The sequence below is a fragment of the Pseudonocardia sulfidoxydans NBRC 16205 genome, assembly GCF_007989085.1.
Taxonomy (GTDB): domain Bacteria; phylum Actinomycetota; class Actinomycetes; order Mycobacteriales; family Pseudonocardiaceae; genus Pseudonocardia; species Pseudonocardia sulfidoxydans.
This window is the reverse complement of sequence record NZ_BJVJ01000071.1, coordinates 21,945-28,639: the sequence shown is the minus strand read 5'-3', so window position 1 is coordinate 28,639 and position 6,695 is coordinate 21,945. Positions and strand designations below refer to the sequence as shown.

Here is a 6,695-nt window from a genome sequence, read left to right as displayed (position 1 = left end):
CGATGTCGGGCTGTTTTGGTGTCGAATCGGGAGGAGGGTTCGTCAGTTCTGTCTGTGAGCTCGTACCCGTGGTATCGGCGGGCTCCTCGAGTGCCGGGCGGGTGTCGAGCCGGCCGGCCGCCGGGAAGGGCGTGTGGAGTGAACCAACGGTCTCGTAGTTGACGTCGAGGCCGGTCCGGCGAAACACCGCGCGCACGGACTCTTCTGCTGCGTCAGGGATGGGCCGGGCCGATGATGCCGCAGGTGGTTGGGACGTCTTCTCCAGGAGCCTTCAGGGAGCTCGACGGCGCGGACCTCGGAGCGGCTGCGTCGGCTTTGGCTGCCCCGCCCCGGGATGCCCCGCCCGGGCTGTGCTGCCCGGCCGGGGTTGTGCTGCCCGGCCGGGGGTCGTGCTGTCCGGCCGGGGGCCCGTGCTGCCCCGCCCGGGGGGTCGTGCCGCCGCATCCGGGTCGTGCGGCCCATGTGCTCGCTGCCCTGGAGGCAGCCGTACGTGTCGGCTCTGCCTCGAGTCCTTAGCTCAACCAGGCTGCTGTTCGAGCAGCGTGGCCGCCACCACGGCGGTGCGCGCCGTACGAGTTGGGGCCGTCGACGCGCTGGTGCCGGCTCACCACGGGGACCTTGGACCTGGACAGCCCCCGATCCGCGCGCAACCTGACTGCTGCTCTACCGGCCGATCTCGACCGTGAGGTTGCGCGCCGTAATGTGCGCGCCGTTGTTCGAGCGCAGCCGCTCTGCTGTCGAGACGCCGACCAGGCTCGCGCATGCGGGCACCGACAGTTTCGCCGCGGCAATGCTCCCCTGAGCCTGAGTTGTCCACATGCGCGCCGGCTGTCCCCAGGTTGCCGTGATCGAGGCCCGGGAGTCGTGGAACGCCGCGATGATCGTTCCCAGACAGCCCGTCCGAACAGGGAGAACAACGGTGAACGAGATCTACACGACGATCGTCGGCAACATGGCGTCGGCGCCGATCCGCAGGCGCACGCTCGACGGTACCGAGCTGGCGAGCTTCCGCCTCGCCAGCAACGTCCGGCGGTTCGACCGCGAAACCGGTGAATGGGTCACGTCGGGGACGTCGTACGTGACGGTGACCGCGTGGCGGCGCCTCGGCATCAACGTCGCGGCGACGTTCGTGAAGGGCGACCCGGTCGTGGTCTACGGCCGGCTGTCGGTGCGCGAGTACGCCGCGAAGGACGGTGGCACCCGCATCGACGTCGACATCGACGCGAACGCGATCGGGCCGGACCTCTCGCGCTGCACCGCGGCGGTCTCCCGGCCGCGCCCGAACCCCGGCGACCCGGTATCCGATACTGCGCAGGACATCCCGGCCCCGCGCGACGAGGACGTGCCCGCCGAGGAGTTCGACGACGGTGAGGAGATCGCCGACGAGGCCGACGTCCGTGAGCCGCACGGCGACCAGGTCTCCGACGACCCGTGGCGGACCGCCGCCGAGCCCGCAGCGGTCGGCTGAGCAGGTGCCGGAGGGCGTCCGGGTGGCGCCGCGTCGTCGCCCGGGTGCACCGGACAACGGAGTCGTCAGCGGCGTTACTACCATCGGGCTCGTGCCGGAGTTCATCTACACCATGAAGAACGTGCGCAAGGCGCACGGCGACAAGGTCATCCTCGACAACGCCTCGATCAGCTTCTATCCAGGGGCCAAGATCGGTGTGGTGGGCCCCAACGGCGCGGGCAAGTCCAGCGTGCTGAAGATCATGGCGGGCCTGGACCAGCCGAACAACGGTGAGGCGTTCCTCGCGCCCGGGGCCACCGTGGGCATCCTCCAGCAGGAGCCTCCCCTCAACGAGGAGAAGACCGTCCTCGGCAACGTGGAGGAGGGGGTCGGAGAGACGAAGGTCAAGCTCGACCGTTACAACGCGATCGCCGAGCAGATGGCCACCGACTACTCCGACGAGCTGATGGAGGAGATGGGCAGGCTCCAGGAGGAGCTCGACCACGCCGACGCGTGGGACCTCGACTCCCAGCTCGAGCAGGCCATGGACGCGCTGCGGTGCCCGCCGGGCGACCTGCCGGTCACCAACCTGTCCGGTGGTGAGCGTCGCCGGGTGGCGCTGTGCAAGCTGTTGCTGTCCAGGCCCGACCTCCTGCTGCTCGACGAGCCCACCAACCACCTCGACGCGGAGAGCGTGTTGTGGCTGGAGCAGTTCCTCAGCAGCTACCCCGGTGCGGTCCTGGCCGTCACACACGACCGCTACTTCCTCGACAACGTCGCCCAGTGGATCCTCGAGATCGACCGCGGGCGCACGTTCCCCTACGAGGGCAACTACTCGACCTACCTGGAGAAGAAGGCCGAGCGCCTGGCCGTCCAGGGCAAGAAGGACCAGAAGCTGCAGAAGCGGCTGAAGGACGAGCTGGCCTGGGTGCGCTCCAACCCCAAGGCGCGGCAGGCCAAGAGCCGTTCGCGGCTCGACCGCTACGAGGAGATGGCGGCCGAGGCCGACCGTCACCGCAAGCTCGACTTCGAGGAGATCCAGATTCCGCCGGGTCCGCGCCTGGGCAACGTGGTCGTGGACGTCTCGCACCTCGACAAGGGCTTCGACGGCCGTCAGCTCATCAAGGACCTGTCCTTCACGCTGCCCCGCAACGGCATCGTCGGGGTCATCGGTCCGAACGGTGTCGGCAAGACGACGCTGTTCAAGACGATCGTCGGGCTGGAGCACCCGGACTCGGGTGAGGTCAAGATCGGCGACACGGTCTCGCTGTCCTACGTCGACCAGAACCGCGGCGGGATCGACCCGAAGAAGAACGTGTGGGAGGTCGTGTCCGACGGGCTCGACCACATCCACGTCGGCCAGACGGAGATGCCGTCGCGGGCCTACGTGGCGGCGTTCGGTTTCAAGGGCCCCGACCAGCAGAAACCGGCCGGTGTGCTCTCCGGTGGTGAGCGCAACCGCCTCAACCTGGCGTTGACGCTCAAGATCGGCGGAAACCTGATCCTGCTCGACGAGCCGACGAACGACCTGGACGTCGAGACCCTGGGCTCGCTGGAGAACGCGCTCGAGCAGTTCCCCGGCTGCGCCGTGGTCATCTCGCACGACCGGTGGTTCCTCGACCGCGTCGTCACCCACATCCTCGCGTGGGAGGGCACGGAGGAGAACCCGGCGTCCTGGTTCTGGTTCGAGGGGAACTTCGAGGCCTACGAGAAGAACAAGATCGAGCGGCTCGGGGCGGAGGCGGCGCGTCCGCATCGCGTGACGCACCGTAAGCTCACTCGTGACTGAGAGCGATCCCGCGTCGGTGCGGTGATCTTCGTAAGGCGTGCCGGTCGGTCCCCGGGGTGCCTCGTTCCTCGGGAGGCTGCTGCGTGTCGACGGTCAGGTCCGGACGTGGGACGGACAGCTCGGATCCGGCTCAGGCGCTGCTCGTCGCCGCGGGCGGATCACGCTGGTCCCGTCCGGACCTGACCGCGTCGTTCGGTCGCCTCGCGGCCGAACAGGCCCGGGACGACGCGACGTGGGTGGTCGCCGCGGGGTGGACCCTGCACGGGCGTGCGGCCATCGGCGACGCTCGCGACGAGGCCGCCGCGGTGCTCGCGCAGGTCGACGGCGGGGCCCGTCGGGACGCGGTCCGAGGGGCCGACGGGGCCCGGCTGCGGGCCGAGCTCGCCGGCGTGGCGCGTGACCACGGTTCGGCGGACATCGCCAGGCGTCTGCTCGACGGGCTGTTGGGGGACTCCCGGACACCGGTCGACGTCCGCTTCGACGCCCTGGTCGCCCGCGCCCGCGCGTCCCTGTCCGACGGGCCCGACCGGCTCGGCCAGCTGCTCAGCCCGATCGACGCGGCGGCACGCCAGGTTGCGGGCAACGCCGCAGCGGCCACGGCCGAGCTGCTACGGGCCGCGGGGGAACGCGCACAGTCGCGTCACCACACCGCCGCCGATCGCGCCCGCACCGCGATGGCGCTGCTCGGATGGCGCCCGGAGCGGCCCACCGCCGAGACCGAGTCCGATCACCTCACCGCGGCGCTGGCGACGCAGTGGATCGGTGCCCTCCTCGACGCCGGGGCCCTGCGTGACGCCCGCGCCGCGGCTGACAAGGTCGCACCGCGGCTCGACGCGGACGGGCTTCCGAGCCGTCAGCTGGCGCAGTTGCGGCTGACGTGCGCGCGGGCGACGTCACGCTCGTCGGGGACGATCGCTGCCCTCGAGCGCGCCGCCGCCGACGCAGGCGCGGCTGGAGCCCCCGACCTCGAGAGTGCCTGCCGAGCTGCGCTCGTCGAGCTGCACGACGCCGCGGGCCGGCGTTCTTCGGCGCGGGAGCAGCTGCGGCTGCGCCGACGTGCGGACGAGGACGACCGTCGCCGGGCCGAGCGGTTCCGGGCCGTGACGCCACAGCTCGCTGCACTGGTGGACGACAGCGCGACCCTCGCCGCCGGTAAGGGTCGCCGGCGGGCGGACGAGCAGGCCCGGACGGCGAGGTCGGCAGGCCGGAACAGCGCCCGGGCGGCGGAGGGGCGGTCCCCCCGGGATGTCCTGTCGGGGACCGCGCTCGACTCGGCGGTGCCCGTCGCGCACGACCCGTTCGTCGGGACACCGCTGGCTCCCGACTCCCGCCGCACGGAGCTCGGGATCGGCGGTTCGCATGCCGGCGCGGGCGCCGCGGACCGGCGCCCGACGGCGCCCCGTGGCACGGACCTCGGGTCTCCCGACCCCGCGGCGCGGCGGAACGGGCGTGCGAAGACGCCGCCTCGAGGGACCGCTGCCGCGTCGACGAACGAGGCTGGCGGGCGCAACGGACGTGCGGTGACGCCGCCCGCCAGGACCGCGGCCGCGTCGTCGAACGAGCTCGCCGGGCGCAACGGTCGGGCGGTCACTCCGGCCGACATGGCCACGGGCGATGCGGCGGCCGACGCCGGGCAGGGAGGGACACGGCGCAACGGACGCGCCGCGTCCTCGTACATGTCGTCGCCGATGGGTGACGCGCTCATGGCGGAGCTGCGCGGCAACGGGAGCGTCACCGACTCCGCCTGGGAGGACCGCGACGAGGTGTCGCGGTTCGGGCACTGGAACGCGGAGGTCGCCGACGCCGCGGAGCGGGTCCGCGCCCAGCACGCCGCCGCTGAGCGAGCCGCTGCCGTCGAGCGAGCTACTGCTGTCGAGCGAGCCGCTGCCGTCGAGCGAGCCACTGCCGTCGAGCGAGCCACTGCCGTCGAGCGAGCCGCCGTCGAGAAGGCCGCCCAGCCCGCGAGCGTCGAGACGCCCGCTGCTCCCGTCGAGGAGCCCGTGTCGCCGGCGCTCGCGGTCACCGACACCGCTGCGGCGGCCGCGGACTGGCTCGCCAAGGCGATCGCCGACATCGACGAGGTGTGGGGCCGCCCCGAGGAGCCGAAGGCCCGACGCCACCGGGCCCCCGAGGAGCCCGCCGCCGCACCCGACCGGAACGGGGCCGTGCTCGACGTGCCGTCGGGACGGCGCCGCCGCCGGTCCGCGGACGACGACGCCGGCGCGGCGACGGACGTCCTCACCGGGCGGGCGGCGGGAGCGCGGTTCCGGTCGGCGATCGAGGAGTCGGCACTGCGCGCGGTCGCCCGGGGGCGGGAGGCCGTCGACCCGCCCGGGAGCGCGGGACAGCCCGCACCCCGCACCGGCCGCCGCGCCCGCAGGGAAGCCGCGGAACGCGCCGCGGCCACCGATCCCCACGCCGGCAGCGACGGTCGCGACCGCGCCGACGCGGCGCGTCCGCCGTCGGAGAACGCCGGGGCGGTGTCGGTCGTCGTCGATCTCGTGTCGGGCGACCAGCGGGTGGGCGGGGCGGCGGTGGCGGTCGCGTTGCGGCGCATCGCCCGCCGCGCCGGCGCGGCCCTGCCGTCGGGTGCGTCGCTGCGTGGTGGCGAGGACGTCGTCACCGTCGAGTTCCCCGGCCTCGACCGGGCCGGCGCCGCGGCCTGGGTGCACTCGGTGCTCGAGGAGCTCGCCGCCGGCCTGCCCACCGCCCGCGATCTGGACGGCGCGTTCCTGCGGGCCGCGGTCGTCGGTGCCGACGGCGTGCGCGGGGCGCAGATACTGCACGACCTCGGAACCCAGCCGGCCGCGAGCCCGGTGACCGAGACCGGCGGGGCCGCGGTCGAGCGCGTCGCCGTGGCACGCGCGGCGCGTCGGATGACCCGGCCTCGCGACGCCGCGCCCGACAGCGCGGTCGCCGCCGCGGCGGCGACCGACCCCGCCGGGGAGATGACGACGCGCTTCGGCGCGGTCCCGCGCCTGCCCGAGGTCGAAGCGGAACCACCGTCGACGCGGACGGAGCCCGACACCGGTCAGGGCGGTGGGCGGCACCGGGAGCGCGCCGTCGGCGCCGGCGAGGTGCCGGAGCGCGGCGGGCGACACCGAGGTCGTCGCCCCGACAGCGACACCCCCTCGGGCCCGTTCGCGTCCACCCAGGACCCCGAGTCCGGGGCGGTGGACGTCGACACCGGGGAACCGCGCCCGACGTCCACCGGCGGCCGCCGACGCCGCCCCGACCCGGACGACGCTGCGCCCCCGGCACTGGTCGCGGACGTCGTCGACGAGCACACGACGGACCCCGGCACCCCGCCCGGCGCCGAGTCCCTACCGCAGGCCGACGAGACGCCGGCGGCGCAGGAGGAACCCGACATCGAGTCGCTCGGTCTCGCGGACCTTCTCGCAGGTGCGATGGCGGCCTACCGCGGGATGTGACGATGTGATCCCGGGGAGCGTCCGGTCG

The 6,695-nt window shown here is 73.5% G+C and carries 4 protein-coding genes; 3 read left to right on the top strand and 1 reads right to left on the bottom strand.

Features of this window, described 5'->3' with window-relative positions; all coding sequences use genetic code 11:
- Nucleotides 1–196, bottom strand: a 196-nt coding sequence (locus PSU4_RS31975) for a hypothetical protein (RefSeq protein ID WP_222596385.1), incomplete at its 3' end; no start/stop codon positions are given.
- Nucleotides 197–919: 723 nt separating this feature from the next.
- Between PSU4_RS31975 and PSU4_RS24855 the strand changes: the two genes are divergently transcribed.
- The 3 genes from PSU4_RS24855 to PSU4_RS24845 all read left to right on the top strand — a co-directional run bounded on the left by PSU4_RS24855 (nt 920) and on the right by PSU4_RS24845 (nt 6,667).
- Complete coding sequence (locus PSU4_RS24855; protein WP_186817164.1) at nt 920–1,468, top strand: single-stranded DNA-binding protein; 549 nt, start codon at nt 920–922, stop codon at nt 1,466–1,468.
- Nucleotides 1,469–1,559: 91 nt separating this feature from the next.
- On the top strand, nt 1,560–3,236 hold the full coding sequence (gene ettA, locus PSU4_RS24850) for an energy-dependent translational throttle protein EttA (protein WP_147113235.1): 1,677 nt from the start codon (nt 1,560–1,562) through the stop codon (nt 3,234–3,236).
- An 83-nt stretch (nt 3,237–3,319) separates the two neighbouring features.
- On the top strand, nt 3,320–6,667 hold the full coding sequence (locus tag PSU4_RS24845) for a hypothetical protein (protein ID WP_186817163.1): 3,348 nt from the start codon (nt 3,320–3,322) through the stop codon (nt 6,665–6,667).
- Nucleotides 6,668–6,695 lie beyond the last annotated feature (28 nt).